Below are 18,280 nucleotides of genomic sequence, written 5' to 3' on the forward strand. Positions count from 1 at the left end.
ATGAAAAAGGCCCCGGCATCGCTGCCGGGGCCTTTTTCGTGCGGGGTCCGAACGCGTCAGGCGGCGAGCCGTTCGCGGAAGGCCGCGGCCACCGCCGCGCCCATCTCGCGCGTGCCGACCTGCCGGGCGCCCGGCGCCATGATGTCGCCGGTGCGGATGCCGTTCTCCAGCACCGAGGCGATCGCGGCCTCGAGCGCGTCGGCCTCGCGCTGCATCGCGAAGGAGTAGCGCAGCATCATCGCGAAGGAGGCGATCATCGCGATCGGGTTGGCGATGCCCTGACCGGCGATGTCGGGCGCCGAGCCGTGGACGGGTTCGTAGAGCGCTTTGCGGCGACCGGTGGCGGCGTCCACCGCGCCGAGCGAGGCCGACGGCAGCATGCCGAGCGAGCCCGTCAGCATCGCCGCGATGTCGGAGAGCATGTCGCCGAAGAGATTGTCGGTGACGATGACGTCGAACTGCTTGGGCGCGCGCACCAGCTGCATGCCGCCGGCGTCCGCCAGCATGTGCTCGAGCGTCACGTCCGGATACTCCTCGCGGCCGACACGGGTGACGACCTCGTTCCAGAGGACGCCCGTCTTCATGACGTTGCGCTTCTCCATCGAGGTAACCTTGCCGCGCCGGGTGCGGGCGGCCTCGAAGGCGGCCCGTGCGATGCGCTCGATCTCGTAGGTCTCGTAGACCTGCGTGTCGACGCCGCGCTTCTGGCCGTTGCCGAGGTCGACGATCTCCTTCGGCTCGCCGAAATAGACGCCGCCCGTGAGCTCGCGCAGGATGAGGATGTCGAGCCCATCGACGAGCTTGCGCTTCAGCGAGGAAGCCTCGGCGAGCGCCGGGTAGCAGATGGCCGGGCGCAGGTTCGCAAACAGCGCCATGTCCTTGCGCAGGCGCAGCAGGCCCGCCTCCGGGCGCTTCTCGTAGGGGACAGTGTCCCATTTCGGCCCGCCCACCGCGCCGAAGAGCACGGCGTCGGCGGCCATCGCCAGCGCCATGTCGGCATCCGAGATGGGGGCCCCGTGTGCGTCGAAGGCCGCGCCGCCGACGAGCGCGCGCTCCGTCTCGAAGCCCGCGCCGGTCTCGGCGTTGAGGATCGCCACGATCGCCTCGACCTCGGCCATCGCCTCGGGGCCGATTCCGTCGCCGGGCAGGAGCAGGAGTTTGCGCGTCGTCATGGGGTCTCGTCCTTCGCAGGGGCCTTGGGGGGATGGGGCGTCCGGGTCGTCGTCGCCTGCCTCCTACAACGACGCCGCCCCGCGGGCCAAAGGCTTTTTGCCCGATCATGCCGAGCCTCCGGCCGGTGCGCCGGGTCGCGGGCGGTCGTCGCGCAACGAGGAAACGGGGACGCCGCGCCGCAGACGAACGCACAGGGTGCCTTAACCATCGACGGGAATACCGGCTCCGGCATGCCCGCGGATTCACCAGCCCTTCAGGTCGTGGGCTCACGTTGATGTCATCGCGATCCCTTCCGGATCCCAACGTCGAAGGCCCCCATGAGACTGTCGATCAAGACCAAACTCGCCGCCTCCTTCGCATCCGTCGTGGTTCTGTCGGCCGTTGCGGGCTGGGCGGGCATCCAGAGTCTGGGGGCAGCCAACGAGCGAGCCGACGCGTTCGCGAACGGGCCGTTCGCACAGGTCCAGCGCCTGTCGGATCTCCTGACGATGCAGAACGCCTCGCGGCGCGCGCTGGCGGAGATCGTGCTCAGCGAGGACGAGGCCGGAACCAACGAACTGGTGACCGAGTTCGAGGCCTCGAACGCGGCGCTCGCGACGACGCTGACGGCCTATCTCGCCGCGCTGCCGGCCGAGCGCCGGGCGCAGGCCACCGATCTCGAAGGCACGCTGGCCGAGTTGAAGGCCGGGTTCGGCCAGGCCCTGCCGCTGGCGATGACGACGCGGCGCTCCGACGCGATCGAGGCGATGGCGAAGGCCGAGCCGCTTTCGCGCGGAATTTCCGGTGATCTCCTGCAACTCCAGAGCGCCATCAAGAACGCCACGCAGACGCCGCTCAGCGTCATCGCGCAGCAGGTCATCGCCGACATCCGCGTCCGCTTTCCCGAGCTGAAGATGATCTCGGCGCAGGCGCTGCTCGAAAGCGACGACGCCAAGCTCGCCGCCATCGCCAAGAACGTGAAGGCCGGCGCGACCCAGATGGACTCGCTTCTCAAGCAGGTTCGCGGCGCCGTCGGCACCAACCTCCTGCCGCGCGTCGACAAGGTGGACAAGAACTGGGCGGCCTTCCGCACCGCCATGGACGAGTGGGTGGCCGGCGGTCTCTCCAACGACAACACGCGCGCTTCCGAACTCAACAGCGGGACGGTCCTGCCGGTCGCCGAGCGCTTCGAAAGCCGTCTGCGCGAACAGCTCGACGCCGAGCGCGGCGTCGCCGCCGACTTCGTCGCCGACACGACGCAGTCCTACGCGTCGACCCGGCTGATGCTGACCGCGCTCGTCGCGGCCGCCGCTCTTCTCGGCGCGCTGGCCGCGACCTTCATGGCCGTCTCGATCTCGCGCGGTCTGAAGCGCTCGCTCAACCTTGCCGACGCCATCGGAAGTGGCGACCTGACCGCCTCCGTCGATGCTAGGGCCAAGGACGAGATCGGCGATCTCCTGCGCTCGATGAACGCGATGCGCGAGCATCTGGCCTCGATCGTCTCGGACGTGCGCGGTTCGGCAGGGCAAGTGGCCTCCGGCTCGGCCCAGTCCGCCACGACCGCCGATCAGCTCTCGTCCGGCTCGACCGAGCAGGCCGCGGCGTCCGAGCAGGCGTCCGCCGCGATGGAGGAGATGACCGCCAACATCCGCCAGAACGCCGACAACGCATCGACCACCGAAAAGATCGCCGCGCAGGCCAGCATCAGCGCCGAGAAGACCGGCGTGGCCGTGGCCCACTCCGTCGAGGCGATGCGCATCATCGCGCAGAAGATTCAGGTCGTGCAGGAGATCGCCCGCCAGACCGACCTTCTGGCGCTGAACGCGGCGATCGAGGCGGCGCGCGCCGGGAGCCACGGCAAGGGCTTCGCGGTGGTGGCCTCCGAGGTGCGCAAGCTTGCCGAGCGCTCGCAGCAGGCCGCGGCCGAGATCGGCACGCTGTCGTCGCAGACGCTGACGGCGTCGGAAGAGGCAGGCCGCATGCTCGGCAATCTCGTGCCGGATATCCAGCGCACGGCCGAACTGATCACCGAGATCTCGGCCGCCTGCCGCGAGCAGACGATCGGCGTGGAGCAGATCAACCAGGCGATCCAGCAGCTGGATCAGGTGACGCAGGCCAATGCCGGTGCCGCCAACGAAATGTCGGCGACCTCTGAGCAGCTCTCGGCGGAAGCGGGACGCCTGAACGAGCGCGCTGCGTTCTTCAAGCTGAACGAGAGCGAGACGGCCTCGGTGCCGACTGCGGCCGTCGGCGAGGCGCATGCACCGGCGAGCGAACTGCCCGTCCATCGCCTTCAGGCGAACGCCGCGACCTTCGCGGCCTCGCGCCCGGCTTCCAAGGCGAAGGCCTCGAAGGCGCCTGCGGATGACGGGTTCGACTTCGATCTCGGTGGCAACGAAGGTGGCTTCGAGCGCATGAGCGCCTGATCCCGGCACCCGATCCGAAGACGACAAGGCGAGGCCCGGATGCGGGGAGCATCCGGGCCTCGCCTTGTCGGGGGTCACCGGCGAAAGGCCGTCGCCTCGATCTCGACCTTCATCTCCGGCCGGATCAGACCGGCGACGATCATGGTGGCGGCCGGGCGGATTTCGCCGAACCAGCGCCCGGTCACCGCGAACACGGCGTCCTGGAACGCGGCGTCCGTGATGATGTACCGAACGCGCACCACGTCGCTCATCGCGAAACCGGCCTCGCGCAGCGCCGCCTCGATCGTTCGAAGCGCGCTCTCGGCCTGCTCGCCGACATCGTCCGGCATGGTCATCGCCGCGTAGTCGTAGCCCGTGGTGCCCGAGACGAAGCACCAGGGGCCGTCGGCGACGGCGCGCGAATAGCCCGCCTGCCGCTCGAAGGGCGAACCGGTGGAGACGAGCCGGCGTCCCGCGCAGGCCTGCGGGTCCTCCGTCCCGGCCGTCATCCGGTTAGGCCCAGGGACGCTCAACGGCGAGCTTCTGCTCGAAGGTCGTGATGTCGCCCTCGCGCTCCAGCGTCAGGCCGATATCGTCGAGCCCATTGAGGAGGCAATGCTTGCGGAACGGGTCCATCTCGAAGGCGATCGTGCCGCCATCGGGGCGGCGGATTTCCTGCGCGGCGAGATCCACCGAGAGCGTCGCGTTCGCGCCCTTCTCGGCATCGCCCATCAGGGCGTCGAGTTCGGCTTGGGTCACGCGGATCGGCAGGATACCGTTCTTGAAGCAGTTGTTGTAGAAGATGTCGGCGAACGAGGTCGAGATCACGCAGCGGATGCCGAAGTCGAGAAGCGCCCAGGGCGCATGCTCGCGCGAGGAGCCGCAGCCGAAATTGTCGCCGACGACGAGGATTTCCGCCTTGCGGTAGGCCGAGCGGTTGAGCACGAAGCTCTCGTTCTCCGACCCGTCCTCGCGGTAGCGCAGGTTCGCGAAGAGGCCGACGCCGAGGCCTGTGCGCTTGATCGTCTTCAGGTAGTCCTTCGGGATGATCATGTCGGTGTCGACATTCATCGTGGGCAGCGGCGCGGCGACGCCGGTCAGGTGATCGAACTTCTGCATGGGAACCGGTCCTCGAACGGGCGATCGGGCGATGGGAGGCCCCGTCCTACACCCGCGACGCCCCGCACCCAAGATGCCCCGAGCATTTCCAGAGGAAGGGGCTGCTCTTCCTTGTCGGACAAGCCGGATCAAAAACAAGGCTCTTGCCGAAAACCGGCGGCGGAACATGGGTCGGGAGCCGGGCGCGCACCGCTTGCCCGCCCGGCGCCGATGGGGCAGAGGAGGGCCATGCTGCCCGTCGAACCGCTCCTGCGCTCCGTGCTCTTCGTTCCCGCCGCCCATGCGCGGGCCCTCGCCAAGTCCGCCGCGATCCCGGCCGACGCGCTGATCTTCGACCTCGAGGATTCCGCCGCGGACGAGGAGAAGGACGCCGCGCGCGAGAGCCTGCGCGCCCATCTGAAGGCGGTGCCGAGGCGCGCCGGCGACCCGCTGCGCGTCGTGCGCATCAACCCGCTGCGAACCCGCCACGGCACCGAAGACCTGTTGATGGCGCGGGGCGCGCGGGTGGATGCGATCCTCCTGCCGAAGGTCGATGGCCCCGAGCGGCTGCGCGAGGCCGACGGCGCCCTGATCGAGACCGACGCCCCGACGACCCTGCGGCTCTGGGCGATGATCGAGACCGCGCGGGGAGTCGCCAACGCGCTCGCCATCGCCGACGCGGCGTTGCACTATCGCCTCGGCGCGCTCGTCGTCGGGCCGAACGATCTCGTGGCGGAAGCGAACCTTCGCCTCTCGCCGGGGCGCTCCGAACTGATGCCCTGGCTCGGCCCGGTGCTCATTGCCGGACGCGCGGCCGGCGTGCCCGTGCTCGACGGGGTCTTCAACGACTTCTCCGACGCCGCCGGGTTCGCCGCCGAATGCCATGCCGCGCGCGACCTCGGCTTTTCCGGCAAGACGCTCATTCATCCCGCGCAGGTCGGCGCGGCCGAGGCCGCCTTCTCGCCGAGCCCGGCCGAGATCGCGGGGGCGCAAGCCATCGTCGCGGCCTTCGCCGATCCGGCCGCGGCGGGCCGCGGGGTCGTGCGGCTGGACGGCCGCATGGTCGAGCGCTTGCATCTCGTGCGCGCCGAAGCGCTTCTCGCCCGCGCCCATTTCATCGCCATCCAATCGAGGGAGACCACCCCATGAAGCTCTATCGCCTGATCACCGGACCCGACGACGCCGCCTTCTGCCACCGCATCTGCGACGCGCTCGCCAAGGGCTGGGAGTTGCAGGGCAGCCCGGCCTACGGCTTCGACGCGGCGGCCGGCGTGATGAAATGCGCGCAGGCCGTGGTGAAGACCGTCGAGGGCAAGACCTACGAGCCCGACATGAAGCTCGGCCAACAGTGACGGCACCCGCCGTCGCGAGCGAGCATCGCCAGCTCATGGACGAGGTCGGCCGCCGCTCGCGTTGGATCGCCCGCTCTTGAAAGCTCTCGCCCGAGCGCTGGCTCTCGCGCTGGCGTGCCTCGCCGTCGTCGCCGGGCTGATGGTCCTCGGCGTCGTGCTGCCGCGCGGCGGGGCGGGCGGGTTCGCGCCGGCGGGTGAGGGGGCGGGTTCGCATGTCGTCACGCTCGTCGCCAACCCGATCCACACCGACATCGCCCTGGAGGCGACGCCGGAGCTCCTCGAGCGCTTCGGGTTTCTCGCCCGTGACGGCCTGCCGCTGGCCCATCCCGACCTTCGCACGATCGTGGTGGGCTGGGGCGGCCGCGCCTTCTACACGCAGACGCCGACCTGGGCCGATCTCACCTTCGATGCGCTCTGGCGCTCGCTGACGCTCGACCGCTCGGTGCTGCATGTCGGCCTCGGCGGCGCCATCGACGACAGCGTGCCGGGCGTGCGCCGCGTCGTGCTCGGCGATGCCGCGTTCGAGGCGCTGGTGAGCTTCATCGAGGCGAGCTTCGTGCCGGGACGCGACGGCACGCCGGACGTTCTGCCGGGCGTCGCCTACGGCCCGTTCGACCGCTTCTACGAGGCACAGGGGCGCTTCAACGTGCTCGTGGGCTGCAACACCTGGACGGCGGCGGCGCTGCGCGCGGCCGGCCTTCGCACCGGCTTCTGGTCGCCGCTGCCGCCGAACCTCCTCTGGGGGCTCGACCTCCACGCGGGCTGAGCCAGCCTCAGTCGGCGGCGGCTTCCAGCGCTTCCATGTCGTCGTCCGACAAGCCGAAATGGTGGCCGATCTCGTGGATCAGCACGTGGCCGACCAGCGTGCCCAGGCTTTCCTCGTGCTCGGCCCAATAGTCGAGGATCGGCCGGCGATAGAGCAGGATGCGGTTCGGCATCTCGCCGGTGACGGGGGTGCCGAGCGCGCCCACCGCGCGCCCCTCGAACAGGCCGAGAATGTCGAACTGGCTCTCCAGTCCCATTTCCTCGATCACGTCCTCCTCGGGAAAGTCGGCGACACAAAACCGGATCTCGCCCGACAACGCCCGGAACTCGGCCGGTAGCGCCGCATAGGCTTCGAGCGCGAGCGATTCGAGTTCTTCGAGGCTCGGCGCGAGCCGGCGGCCCCAGTCGCTCGTCTGATCCAACTGTCCCATGCGGTCCCCGTGACGAATGCGCGGGCTCGCACTGGAGCCCGCGCCGATCCTGTTGCCACAAGTTCGGCCGGCGGGCGAAAATTTCAACGCCCGCGTGGTGAAGCAGGCCTCGCCGTCACACCTTGCCCGCGAGGCGCGATGGCGCGGCTCGTCCGTCCGCCGTCCCGCGCGTCAGCTGCGCGGGTTGAGGTTCTCGGGATCGTAGAGCGCCCGCGAGCCCACCGCCGCGACCTCCACCGGATAACGCTCGCCGAAATACTCGATCTCGAGCGCCCGGCCGAGGATGGCATGATCCGCCGGCAGATAGGCCAGCGCGATGGTGCGCCCGATCGACGGTCCGTAGGCGATCGAGGTGGTGAAGGAGCGTCGTCCCAGCGCATCGACCAGCGTCTCGCCCGTCGCCGGGTCGAGCACCGGCAGGATGCCGACGGGATAGCGCGCGACGCCGTTGCGGTCGGTATTCCCCGTCATCACGAGGGTGCAGAGCGTCGCGGGCTGGCGCTCGCGGGCGCGATATTCGAGATGGCGGGCCTTGCCGCGGAAATCGGCGTCTTTCACCTTCGGGCGCGCGAGATCCGCCTCGTAGAGATTGTACTCGGTCAGGAGATCGGCGTTCTGCAGGCGCAGGCTCTTCTCCATGCGCCGCGAGTTGGCATAGGTCTCGATGCCCACCGGCACCGCCCCGGTCGAGGCCAGCGCGTCCCAGACCGCGAGGCCGTCCGCATAGGGCACGTGCAGCTCGAAACCCTGCTCGCCGACATAGGAGATGCGGAAGGCGAGGACGTCGACGCCCGCGATCCGCACAGGCTTCAGCGCCGCGAAGGGGAAGGCCGCGGCCTCCAGCGCGGCCGGGTCCTCGACGATCCCCTGCAGCTTGGCGCGCGCGTTCGGGCCCCAGATGCCGACCGTGACGAGGTCGCTCGTGCGGTCCTCGATCGTCACATCGAGGCCGCGCTCGCGGGCGACCTCAGTGATGTAGTGGAAGTCGCGCGGTGCGGCGTCCGCGCCGTCGACGACGCGCAGGCGGTCGGCGAGGCGCAGCACCGTCAGGTCGGAGCGCACCATGCCCTCGTCGTCGAGGAAGTGCGTGTAGATGCCCTTGTCGATATTGGCGTCGCCCCCGATCCGCGCCGCGCAGAGCCATTCGAGCAGGGCGACGTGGTCGGGGCCGGAAACTTCGAGGATGGCGAAGTGCGAGAGGTTGATGATGCCGGCATCCTCGCTCATGGCGAGTTGCTCGGCGTTCGACACCCGCCAGAAATGGCGCGCGTCCCACTCGTTCTCGCGCACCGGGATGCGGTCGCCGTATTTTTCGAGCAGCGGTGCGTTCGCGGCGTAGCCGTGGGCGCGCTCCCAGCCGCCGAGCTCCATGAAGTGGCCGCCGAGCGCGACTTCGCGCGCGTGGAAGGGCGAGCGGCGCACGTCGCGTCCGAGCGAGAAGGGCTCGCGCGGATGCACGGCGGGGTTGTAGATCTTCTTCGCCGTCTCGGTGCAGCGCTCGAAGATCATCTCCTCGGTGAGCTGGTGCGGATAGAAGCGCGCGACGTCGATCGCGTGATGGTCGATCTGCGTGCGCCCGTCGGTCATCCAGTCGGCGATGAGCTTGCCGTAGGCCGGCCCGTCCTTCACCCAGATCGCCACGCAGTACCACAGGCCCTTCACCTTGCGGCTTTCGCCGCAGGAGGGGCCGCCGTCCGAGGTCACCTGCAGCAGGCCGTTGAAGGAATGGCTCTCGTTGTAGCCGAGCTCGCCGAGGATCGGCGTCAGCTCGATGGCGCGCTCCAGCGGCTCAAGGATCTGCTCCATGTCGAGGTCGCGCTGCGAGGGCGAGAGCCGCGCCTCGCGCTTGGAGAGGATGTCGCGGGGGTGGCAGAGGCGGGGATCGTTCTCCTCGTAGTAGCCCCACTCGATCTGCCCGCCCTCGGCGGTGGTCGGGTCGCCGGTGTCGCGCATGTAGGCGGAATTGCCCTGGTCGCGCATCAGCGGATAGCCGATCTCCTTGCCGGTGCCCGCGAACTCGTTGTAGGGCCCGAAGAAGGTCAGCGGGTGGTCCACCGGCATGACCGGCAGGTCCTCGCCGGCCATCTCGGCGATCAGCCGGCCCCAGATGCCGGCGCAGACCACGACGTGCTCGGCCATGATCGTGCCGCGCGGGGTAACGACGCCGGCGATGCGGCCGTTCTCGATGACCAGCGAGTGCGCGGCCGTGTTGGCGAAGGCCCGGAGCTTGCCGGCGGCCTCGCCCTGGTCGACGAGCTTGCCGGCGACGGTCTGCGATCGCGGGATGACGAGCCCGGCATCGGGATCCCACAGACCGCCCTGGACCTGGTCCTCCTCGATGAGCGGGAATTTTTCCTTGATCTCGGCGGGCTCGATCAGGCGGACCCGCGTGCCGAACGCCTTGCCCGAGGAGACCTTGCGCCGGATCTCGTCCATCCGCGCATCGTCCCCGACGCGCGCCACCTCGAGCCCGCCGACGCGCGCGTAGTGACCCATCTTCTCGAAGAAATCGATGGAGTAGAGCGTCGTCCAGCACGAGAGGAAGTCGTGGCTGGTCGTGTAGCAGAAGTCGGAGGCATGCGCCGTCGAGCCGACGTCGGTGGGGATGCCGCTCGCGTCGATGCCGACGATGTCGTCCCAGCCGCGCTCGATCAGGTGGTGGGCGACCGAGGCGCCGACGATCCCGCCGAGCCCGATGATGACGACGTTCGCTTTGGTGGGAAACCCGGACAAGTCTGCTGCTCCGATTGCCATTCGGGCGCCAGCATAGGCGGGGCGCGGCGCCGATGCAGTCCTATTTCCGACATAGGACGGTTTCGTCGCGACCCAATGCGACGTGCGGCATCGCGCCCGACGCCCCGTCAGGCGCAGCGCGAGGAGAGCCCGCCATCGACCACGAGAAGTTGGCCGGTGATGTAGCGCGCCTCGTCGCTGGCGAGGAACACGGCGGCGTTGGCGACGTCCCATGCGTCGCCGGCAAAGCCCATCGGGCAGAGCGCGGCGCGCTCGCGCCGGGCCGCCTCGATGTCGCCGCCGAAGCGGGCGCCGAGCTGGTTGTGGACGAGCGGCGTGTCGAGGATGCCGGGCACCACGGCATTGGCGCGGATGCCGTTGGCGGCGTGTTCGAGCGCGATCGAACTCGTCAGCTGGTTGAGCGCCGCCTTCGAGGCGGCATAGCCGGCATAGGTGATGCCGCAATAGCGCAGCGAGCCGACGGTGGAGATGTTGGTGACGACGCCGCCGCGTGGCTGGGCGCGCATCTGGCGGATGGCGAGCCGGCAGGCGATGAAGGGCGCGGTGACGTTGAGCGCGAAGGCGCGCGCCCAGGTCTCGTCGCTCATCTCGGCGGTGGGCGCGACCTCGGCGATCCCCGCATTGTTGTGGAGGACGTCGATCGCGCCGAAGGCGTCGAGCGCGTGCGCGAAGACGGTTTCGACGGCTTGGCCGTCGGTGGCGGAGGCGGCCAGCGGCAGGGCGCGCACGCCCGCACCCTCGCAGAGCCGGGCGGTCTCCTGCGCCCGCTCCTTCACGAGATCCACCACCACGAGGTCGGCCCCGGCCAGCGCATAGGCAACGGCCGCCGCCTGTCCGTTGCTCCAGCCGGGGCCGGACGTGCCGGCGCCGAACACGAGCACCGTGCGCCCGGCCAGCCGGCGCGAGGGGGCGGGGGCATGCGCGGGAAGCGCGAGCGCGCTCATGGCGCGGCCTCGATCACCGGGGCGGGCGCGTCGAGGAAGCGAGCGAGAACGGCGTTGAAGGCGGCCGGCGCTTCGAGGAACGGGAAATGCGCGCCGCCCTCGGCCTCCTCGAAGACCACGAGCTGCGAGCCGGGGATCTGGCGATGGATCCAGTCCTGCGAGCGCGGGTTCACGTGGCTGACGCGCCCGCCGATTACGAGGGTCGGCCGATCGACGCGCGCGAAGAGGTCCCGCCAGTCGATCGCGCAGTGATTGACGAAGAGCGAGGCGATATCGGCGGGATCGGCGCGTAGATTGATCCGGAGGAGGACGTCGCGGAGATCGTGGGGAATGCCCTTGGTGATCATCGCGTCGAGAAAGCCCTCGCGCGCCGCGTGGCCCTCTGCGCTTGCGATCTGCCGGGCCACGGCCAGCATGGTCTCGCCGTCGAACAGCGCGCCGGCGTCGAGGGCATCTTCGTCGCTCATGCCGACCTGCCGCATCACGGAGGCCGGCTCGTCGACGAAGACGAGGCGGTCGAGCCGCGCCGTGCCGTAGAGGTCGATGAAGGCCCAGAGCACCGAATTGCCCATCGAGGAGCCCAGGACGCTCGCGCGCTCGACCCCGGCATGGTCGAGGAACTCGGCGAGATCGGCCGCGAAGCGGTAGATGCGATGGCCGCGCGCCGCATCGGGCGAAGCGCCATGACCGCGAAAGTCGAGGGCAAGGACGCGGTGCGTCCTGGAAAACTCGGCGATCTGGTGCCGGAACATCTCGGCCGACTGCGACCAGCCGTGCAGCAGCACGAGCGCCGCGCCGTCGCCCTCCTCGACATAGGACAGATCGGCCCCGTCGGAGGTGATGAAGGATCGGGTCGCCATCGCGGGGTTCCTTGCGCCGTGCGGTTTGAGGGGGGCGTCGTGCGGTTTGAAGGGGATGGTCAAGCCGAAGGCGCCCGGTTCAGGCCATCAGGCCGGCGGCGGTGAAGCCGCCGTCGACCGCGAGGATCTGGCCGGTGACGTAGGAGGCGCGGGCCTCGTCGCAGAGGAAGGCGACGGCCTCGGCAATCTCCTCGGGCGTGCCGTAGCGGCGCATCGGCACGGTGCGGTGCCACTCCTCGCGCGTCGCGGCGGTGTGCGCCTCGCGCACCATCGGCGTCTCGATCGGGCCGGGCGCCACGGCGTTGACGCGGATGCGCTCACTGGCGAGTTCCACCGCCATGATCTTCGTCAGCGTGACGAGCGCGCCCTTCGAGGCGCCGTAGGCCGAGCGGCCGAGATTGCCCTTGATGCCGGAAACGGAGGCGATGTGGACGATGGCGCCGCCGCCGGCCGCCGTCATCACCGGCGCCAGCGCCTGACTGAGCGCGAAGGCGCCGACGACGTTGACCTCGTAGAGCCGGCGCATCTGTTCGGCCGTCGTGTCGAAGAAACGCGCGTTGGCGGGAATGCCGGCGCAGTTGACGAGGCCGCGTAGCGGCACGGGCGCCTGCGCACAGGTCTCGGCCAGCGCCGCGATGCCGGATGCGTCGGTCACGTCGAGGGTCCGCGTCGTGAGCTTCGCGCCTGCGTCGTGCTGCCCGGCGGAGCGCGCGAGGGCCTCGCCCTCGCGGTCCACGGCGACGACGTGCCAGCCGTCGCGCAGGAGCCGGCCGACCGTCGCGAGGCCGATGCCGGAGGCCGCTCCCGTGACGACGATGCTGCGAGCGCTCATGCCGGTTCCTCCTCATGCGCCGCGATCACCAGTTCGAAGGTGACGCCGACGGGGTTGTCGCCGTGCCGCAGCCGCCCGCGCGACACCGCACCGGCGATGTCGACGGCCGCGACGTCGAGCCGGACGGACCCGGCCGCGAGCGTCCCCGTCTCGATGGCGATTTCGGTGGCGAGGCAGCGCACCGCCGCGCCGTCCTCGAAGACGATCTCGTTGATGCTGCCGATGCCGTGGACCGTGCCGTTTCGAAGGCCGGCCTGCGCCGCCGCCGTCTCGATGGCGGTGCAGACGTCCTCGTTCGGCCGCAGCCGCAGGAAGAGGCCGTGCCGGCCCGTCGCCGGGCCTGGAGACCCGGCGAACTCGCGCGGCGAGAACAGGGTGAAGGCCGTCTCCGCGTCGGCCACCGCCTCGAACCCGGCATCGGGCGAGGCGAGGCCGCGCACCACGACACGCTCGGCGACCCGGCATTCCAGCGGCAGCATGTGGCCCATGCGCGGGGCACCCTCGCCGGTGTCCCAAAGCCCGTGGCAATGCAGGAAGGGCGCGCCGTCGCGCATGCCGACGATGGCGGTGGCCCGCAGGCGCTTGGCCCCGTCCGGCGGCGCGATCGTTTCGCTGTACCAGGCGGCGTGCAGCCCGTCGGTGGAGAGGGCCGGCAGCACGTAGCGGAACGGCTCGCAGCGCCCGCCCTCGAGATGGAGGACGCCGCCCCGGCAGCCGGCCTCGTCGAGGATGCGCGCCACCTCGTCCATGACGAGGGCGCCGGGCCGCAGCTCGCCCGCGATGCTCTTCAGCCGCGTCGCGATGGCTTCGCGCCGGGGCTCGGCCGGCGGGCCGGGATGGGCGAGGCGCCGCATCTCAGGCGCTCCGGCGCAGCGTGGCGTCGCCGGGCGGCGGCGTCAGGTCGCCGCGCCGCTCCAGCTCCTCGCGGACCATTTTTTTCGTGATCTTGCCATAGGCCGATTTCGGCAGCGCCTCCCAGAAGACGAAGCGCCTGGGGAGCTTGTAGCGCGCCATCCGCCCGTCGAGATGGGCCGCCAGCTCGGCCTCCGTGACGCTCATCCCGGCGCGCACCACGCAGACGGCGACCCCGACCTCGCCCCAGAGCGGATCGGGCATGCCCAGAACCGCCACTTCGTCGATCGCCGGATGCGTGAGGATCTTCTCCTCGATCTCGCGGGGATAGACGTTGGAGCCGCCGGAGATGAACATGTCGGAGGCGCGGCCGGTGATGAAGAGGAAGCCGGCCTCGTCGAGATGGCCGAGATCGCCGGTGCGGAACCAGCCGTTGCGGAAGGCCTTCGCGTTGGCCTCCGGGTTGTCGTAATAGCCGGGAAAGACCGCCGGTCCGGCGCAGCAGATCTCGCCGGTCTCGTTCGGCCCCACGGGCTCGCCGGCCTCGTCCTGCACCTCCACCGCGATGCCGGTGCGCGCCACCCCGCAGGTGCCGGCCCGCACACCTTCGCCGTCCTCGGCCGAATGCAGCGCCGCGCCGAGCACGGTGATGGCGCCCGTCACCTCGCCGAGGCCGAAATATTGCGTGATCACGGGGCCGAGCACGCGCAGCGCCCGCTTCTGGTCCTCGCGATACATCGGCGCGCCCGCATAGATGACGTAGCGCAGCGACGAATGATCGTGGCGCCCGACTGCGGGATGCTCGACCATGAGCTTGAGGATGGTCGGCACGGTGAAGAGGGTGGAGACCCGCCAGCGCTCGACGAGGGCCCAGGCCGCTTCGATGTCGAAGCGCTCGGTCGGCAGCAGGATCGTCTTCACGCCCTTGGCGACCTGCGTCAGCTGGTGGACGCCGGCCCCGTGCGACAGCGGCGCGACGACGAGCGCGGCGTCCTCGCCGGAGAGGCCCGGCATCAGGTCGCAGAGATGGTTGTTGACCACGAAGGCCATCTGCCCGTGCGTCAGCACGGCGGCCTTCGGCCGGCCGGTGGTTCCGGAGGTGAAGAAGAACCAGCAGGGATCGTCGCGGTTCACCGCGGCTTCCGGCACCTGCCGCCCGAGATGCTCATCGACGAGGTCGTCGTAGGCGGGGCCGAACGGGGCCTCGCCGATGGCGATCGTAAAGCCGATGGCGGGGGTCGCGCGCAGCACCGCCGCGGCATGGTCGGGGAAGGCGGCGTTGCAGATGAGGCCGGTGGCGCCCGAGGCCTTGGCGAGATAGGCGACCTCGTCCGGCGTCTGCCGGAAGTTGGTGGGCACCCAGACCGCGCCGATGCGAAAGCACGCGAACATCGATTCGAACATCTGGTTGCAGTTCTGCGACTGCACGAGGATGCGGTCGCCCTTCGCGACGCCGAAGCGCTCCGTCAGCGCCGTCGCCATCGCGTCAATGCGCGCCTCCATCTCGGCCCAGCTCCAGATCGCCTCGCCCCAGACGAGCGCGATTCCGGCGGGATCGCGGCGGGCGGCCTGCGTGACGAAGCGCGCGAGATTCATCACCCGCGTTGAGACCGGCGGCAGGCCGCCGCGCGGGGTCTCGGGCGCGGTCGAGCCGGTCCCGCTCATTTGGCGCGCTCCAGGATCGAGACGTAGTTGGCGACGGCGGCGCCGCCCATGTTGAAGACGCCGGCGAGCGAGGCACCGGGCAGCTGCATCTCGCCGGCTTCGCCGCAGAGCTGCATCGCCGCCATCACATGCATCGAGACGCCGGTGGCGCCGATCGGATGGCCCTTCGACTTCAGCCCGCCCGAGAGGTTCACCGGCAGCCGGCCGCCGCGCTGCGTCGTGCCCTCGCGCACCACGCGGTAGCCCTCGCCCGGCGCGGCGAGGCCCATCGCCTCGTATTCGATGAGCTCGGCAATGGTGAAGCAGTCATGCGTCTCGACGAGGTCGAGATCATCGAGCTGGAGGCCGGCGCTCTCCAGCGCACCGCTCCAGGCGCGGCGGGCGCCCTCGAAGGCGATGGGGTCGCGCCGCGACAGGGCGAGCACGTCGTTGACCTGCCGCCGCGCGCGGAAGGCGACGGCGCGCGACAGGCCGGCGGCGGTCTCGGCGTCGGCCAGCACCAGCGCGGCGGCGCCGTCCGAGATCAACGAACAGTCGGTGCGCCGCAGGGGCGCGGCGACGAGCGGGTTCTTCTCCGACACGGTGTCGCAGAACTCGACCGAGAAATTCTTGCGCATGTGGGCGTAAGGGTTGGCGAGCCCGTTGTGGTGGTTCTTGGCCGCGATCATCGCCAGCTCATGCGAGCGGTCGCCGTGGCGCTGGAAGTAGTTGGCGGCGATGCGGCCGAAGAGGCCCGCGAAGCCCCCGGCGACGTCCGCCTCCTCTTCGCGGAAGGAGGCCGAGAGGAGGATGTCGCCGGCCTCCGCCGTCGGTACGCCCGTCATCTTCTCGGCGCCCACCACGAGCGCGATCCGGCCGCGCCCGGCGGCGATGAAGTCCATCGCGGTGTTGATCGCCGCCGACCCGGTGGAACAGGCATTTTCCAGCCGCACGGCGGGCACGTGGTCGAGACCCTCGCAGGCCATGCCGACGAGGGCGCCCTGGAAGTCCTGACGCGAGAAGCCGTTGTTGTAGACGCCGACGAAAATGCCATCGACGTCGCCGGCCGAGACCCCGGCATGGTCGAGCGCGGGGCCCACGACCTCCGCCATCAGCTCGCGCGTCGAGGGCGCCTCCGACTTGCCGAACTTCGAATGGGCCCAGCCGACGATCTGCGGATCTGCCATGGTGTCCTCCTCAAGTCTTCGGCCGCTTCGGCCGGATGGGGGCGGGCGCGGCATCGGCGTCGCCCTGCGGCGCGCCGGCCTCGGCCCGGAAGAGGCGGTCCAGCCTCGTTTCGATCTCGGCGGCCTCTCTGGCCAGCAGCGCGGCGAGGTCGCGGCGGCGGTCCTCGCCCATGCGGCCGTCGATCGCCGCCAGAGACAGGGCCCCGGCCAGCCGCCCGCCGGGAAAGCGCAGGGCGCAGCCGATGCCCCAGGAATTGGCGAGGACACGGCCGGGATTGAACGCATGGCCGGCCTCACGGGTGAGGCTGACGTCCCGCGCGACGATCTCCGGCGTGTAGCCGGGATAGCGCGCCGCCAGCACCGGGGCGATGCGCGCCAAGACGGCCTCGACCTCGGCGTCCGTCAGCGCCGCCAGCATGGCCAGCGACCCCGCGCCGACGCCGAGCGGGTGCTGGTCGCCGGCCTGCAGCGCGTGGGTGCGGATCGGATAGCCGCCTTCCTCGCGATGCAGGCAGACGGCGAAATCGTCGCGCCGCATCGACAGGAAGGCGGTGTCAGCCGAGGCGGCGGCGAGCCGTCTCAGGCTCTCGCCGGCGATTTCGAGGAGCCCGTGGCGGCGCGAGGCGATCTGGCCGAGCACGTAGAGCTCGGATCCCAGGTGATAGCGCCGCGTCGTCTCGTCCTGCTCGACCATGCGGGCCGAGATCAGCGCCACGAGCAGCCGGCGCGCGGTGGGCTTGTTCAGCCCGCTTGCCGCCACCGCCTCGCTCAGCGCCAGCCCGCGCTCGCCGCTGCCGCCGACGAGGGAGAGGAGCCGGAAGGCCCGCTCCACCGCCTGCGCGCCCGACGCGCCGGGCAGAGCGTTGCCCAGACTGGCGCCGAGGCCGGCCAGCGTCGTCACCGGATGCTCCACTCGCGCGGCTCCCGCCCGTGGTCCGCCTCAGCCGAGCGCGTGGCCGGCCGAGGTTTCGAGGATCTTCCAGGCCTCGTCGCCGTACTTGCCCTTCCACTCGGCATAGAAGCCGGCACTCGACAGCTTCTCGCGGAAGGGCGCGGGATCGGGCGCGTTGAAGGCCATGCCGTTGCCCTCCAGCATCCCCTGGAGCGACTGGTTCAGCGCCATCACGTCGGCCCGTTGCAGCAGGGCGGCGGCGTTGAAGTTGCGCGAGACGATCTCCTGGCAATCCTCCGGCAGCGCCGCCCAGGCCCGCCGGTTGGCGAGGATCCAGAACCCGTCCCACATGTGGTTCGTCATCGAGACGAACTTCTGCACCTCGTAGAGCTTGGCCGTGGAGAGGATGGCGAGCGGGTTCTCCTGCCCGTCGACGATGCCGGTCTGCAGCGCGGTGTAGGTCTCGGCGAAGTTGATCGAGGCGGGCGCCGCGCCGAAGGCCGAGAACATCGAGGTCCAGAGCGGGCTGACGGGCACGCGGATCTTGAAGCCCTCGAGATCGGCGGGCGTCGCGATGGCGCCGCGCGAGGAGGAGATCTGCCGGAAGCCGTTGTCCCAGATCGTGTCGAGGACGTGCAGACCCTTCTTCTGGATCTCGCCGCGCACGAAGCCGCCAAGCGCGCCGTCCATCGCCGGCCAGACCGCGTCGTAGCCCGCGAAGGCGAAGCCGATGCCCGACAGCGAGGCGTTGGGCACGAAGGTCGAGAGGATGAGCGGCGAGAGCGAGAAGAGTTCGACGCCGCCGCTGCGCACCTGGCCCAGCACGTCGGTGTCGGCGCCGAGCTGCGAGGAGGGGAAGATGTTGATGGCGACGCGCCCGCCGCTCTCCTCCTGGATCTTCGCCGCCGCCTCCTTGGCGCGCACGTTCATCGGGTGCGTCAGCGTCTGGTTGTTGGCGAACTTGTAGTTGAACTCCGCCGCGCGCGCCGGCGTCGTGCGGATCGCGAAGGACGTGGCGAGGCCGGTGGCGGCCGCGCCGATCATGAAATGCCTGCGGTTGACGGTCATGGGGTCGTTTCCTCCGGGTCGGTCGGGTTCGAGGCGGCGGGCTT

The 18,280-nt window shown here is 70.3% G+C and carries 17 protein-coding genes; 4 read left to right on the forward strand and 13 right to left on the reverse strand.

From position 1 onward, the window contains the following. Nucleotides 1–56: 56 nt before the first annotated feature. Complete coding sequence (leuB, locus tag AUL33_RS11810; protein WP_062207877.1) at nt 57–1,172, reverse strand: 3-isopropylmalate dehydrogenase; 1,116 nt, start codon at nt 1,170–1,172, stop codon at nt 57–59. A 318-nt stretch (nt 1,173–1,490) separates the two neighbouring features. Here leuB and AUL33_RS11815 point away from each other — a divergent pair, with 318 nt between their 5' ends. After that, complete coding sequence (locus AUL33_RS11815; RefSeq protein WP_062207879.1) at nt 1,491–3,578, forward strand: methyl-accepting chemotaxis protein; 2,088 nt, start codon at nt 1,491–1,493, stop codon at nt 3,576–3,578. Between the two features lie 74 nt (nt 3,579–3,652). On the opposite strand, the gene AUL33_RS11820 is transcribed toward AUL33_RS11815, so the two are convergent. Continuing rightward, entirely contained in the window at nt 3,653–4,066 is a 414-nt protein-coding gene (locus AUL33_RS11820; RefSeq protein ID WP_062207881.1) for a RidA family protein, read from the reverse strand. A 4-nt stretch (nt 4,067–4,070) separates the two neighbouring features. Further along, complete coding sequence (gene leuD, locus AUL33_RS11825) at nt 4,071–4,676, reverse strand: 3-isopropylmalate dehydratase small subunit (RefSeq protein ID WP_062207883.1); 606 nt, start codon at nt 4,674–4,676, stop codon at nt 4,071–4,073. A gap of 228 nt (nt 4,677–4,904) precedes the next feature. Between leuD and AUL33_RS11830 the strand changes: the two genes are divergently transcribed. The 3 genes from AUL33_RS11830 (at nt 4,905) to AUL33_RS11840 (ending at nt 6,773) form a co-directional block, all read left to right on the forward strand. After that, nucleotides 4,905–5,804 (forward strand): CoA ester lyase, encoded by a 900-nt coding sequence (locus tag AUL33_RS11830; protein WP_244492149.1) that lies wholly within the window; start codon nt 4,905–4,907, stop codon nt 5,802–5,804. Beyond that, a complete protein-coding gene (locus tag AUL33_RS11835; protein ID WP_062207889.1) occupies nt 5,801–6,007 on the forward strand; it encodes a DUF1737 domain-containing protein in 207 nt (68 codons plus the stop codon). The genes AUL33_RS11830 and AUL33_RS11835 overlap by 4 nt, the downstream gene beginning before the upstream one ends. Before the next feature lie 76 nt (nt 6,008–6,083). Beyond that, the gene (locus tag AUL33_RS11840) at nt 6,084–6,773 is read left to right on the forward strand and encodes a TIGR02117 family protein (protein ID WP_082652555.1); all 690 of its coding nucleotides are present in this window, start codon (nt 6,084–6,086) and stop codon (nt 6,771–6,773) included. Nucleotides 6,774–6,780: 7 nt separating this feature from the next. On the opposite strand, the gene AUL33_RS11845 is transcribed toward AUL33_RS11840, so the two are convergent. The 10 genes from AUL33_RS11845 to AUL33_RS11890 all read right to left on the reverse strand — a co-directional run bounded on the left by AUL33_RS11845 (nt 6,781) and on the right by AUL33_RS11890 (nt 18,236). Further along, complete coding sequence (locus AUL33_RS11845) at nt 6,781–7,203, reverse strand: metallopeptidase family protein (protein ID WP_062207893.1); 423 nt, start codon at nt 7,201–7,203, stop codon at nt 6,781–6,783. 171 nt (nt 7,204–7,374) lie between these two features. Next, nucleotides 7,375–9,936, reverse strand: a complete 2,562-nt coding sequence (locus tag AUL33_RS11850) for an FAD-dependent oxidoreductase (protein ID WP_062207896.1) — start codon at nt 9,934–9,936, stop codon at nt 7,375–7,377. Nucleotides 9,937–10,064: 128 nt separating this feature from the next. After that, nucleotides 10,065–10,901, reverse strand: a complete 837-nt coding sequence (locus AUL33_RS11855) for an SDR family NAD(P)-dependent oxidoreductase (protein WP_062207899.1) — start codon at nt 10,899–10,901, stop codon at nt 10,065–10,067. Then, nucleotides 10,898–11,761: an alpha/beta fold hydrolase gene (locus AUL33_RS11860; RefSeq protein ID WP_062207902.1), complete on the reverse strand. Its 864-nt coding sequence runs from the start codon at nt 11,759–11,761 to the stop codon at nt 10,898–10,900. Before AUL33_RS11860 ends, AUL33_RS11855 begins: the two co-directional genes overlap by 4 nt. A 79-nt stretch (nt 11,762–11,840) precedes the next feature. Continuing rightward, complete coding sequence (locus tag AUL33_RS11865; RefSeq protein WP_062207905.1) at nt 11,841–12,593, reverse strand: SDR family NAD(P)-dependent oxidoreductase; 753 nt, start codon at nt 12,591–12,593, stop codon at nt 11,841–11,843. Beyond that, nucleotides 12,590–13,447: a PCC domain-containing protein gene (locus AUL33_RS11870; RefSeq protein ID WP_062207908.1), complete on the reverse strand. Its 858-nt coding sequence runs from the start codon at nt 13,445–13,447 to the stop codon at nt 12,590–12,592. Before AUL33_RS11870 ends, AUL33_RS11865 begins: the two co-directional genes overlap by 4 nt. A 1-nt stretch (nt 13,448) precedes the next feature. Beyond that, nucleotides 13,449–15,110 (reverse strand): acyl-CoA synthetase, encoded by a 1,662-nt coding sequence (locus tag AUL33_RS11875; RefSeq protein ID WP_062207911.1) that lies wholly within the window; start codon nt 15,108–15,110, stop codon nt 13,449–13,451. After that, nucleotides 15,107–16,276 (reverse strand): acetyl-CoA acetyltransferase, encoded by a 1,170-nt coding sequence (locus AUL33_RS11880; protein WP_062207913.1) that lies wholly within the window; start codon nt 16,274–16,276, stop codon nt 15,107–15,109. The genes AUL33_RS11875 and AUL33_RS11880 overlap by 4 nt, the downstream gene beginning before the upstream one ends. 10 nt (nt 16,277–16,286) lie before the next feature. Continuing rightward, nucleotides 16,287–17,177, reverse strand: coding sequence for an IclR family transcriptional regulator (locus tag AUL33_RS11885; RefSeq protein ID WP_244492151.1), 891 nt, complete (start codon nt 17,175–17,177; stop codon nt 16,287–16,289). Between the two features lie 39 nt (nt 17,178–17,216). After that, complete coding sequence (locus tag AUL33_RS11890) at nt 17,217–18,236, reverse strand: TRAP transporter substrate-binding protein (RefSeq protein WP_062207916.1); 1,020 nt, start codon at nt 18,234–18,236, stop codon at nt 17,217–17,219. Between the last annotated feature and the right edge of the window lie 44 nt (nt 18,237–18,280).

This window comes from Aureimonas sp. AU12, assembly GCF_001463705.1.
Lineage (GTDB): Bacteria > Pseudomonadota > Alphaproteobacteria > Rhizobiales > Rhizobiaceae > Aureimonas.